This window comes from Affinundibacterium amnicola, from assembly GCF_014284275.1.
In the GTDB taxonomy this organism is placed as follows: Bacteria; Pseudomonadota; Gammaproteobacteria; order Burkholderiales; family Burkholderiaceae_D; genus Undibacterium; species Undibacterium amnicola.
Map to the genome: position 1 here is coordinate 1 of NZ_JACOFU010000028.1, position 244 is coordinate 244.

The 244-nt window shown below is 51.6% G+C and carries 1 protein-coding gene; it reads right to left on the reverse strand.

The annotated features are described in order from the left end of the window. Positions 1-244 (reverse strand): hypothetical protein (locus tag H8K33_RS19680; RefSeq protein ID WP_186892771.1); only part of this gene is annotated, 244 nt, incomplete at both ends.

Below are 244 nucleotides of genomic sequence, written 5' to 3' on the forward strand. Positions count from 1 at the left end.
GTGACTGTGAAACTGCTGACACCGGCTGGAACAATCAGATTGCCACCAACCAAAGTGACACCATTGTTGAATGTCGCTGTGCTGTTGTAATCACTACCAGCGGTTGCTGTGCCACCGCCTAAGTTGTAGGCATAAGTCGACGCAATCGTTGTCGCTGCGCTTAAGCTGACTGTGTAGACCAGATCATTACCTTCGATGACCGTGTCACCTGCAACACCTGGTGCACCTGGTTCGACTGTCGTGA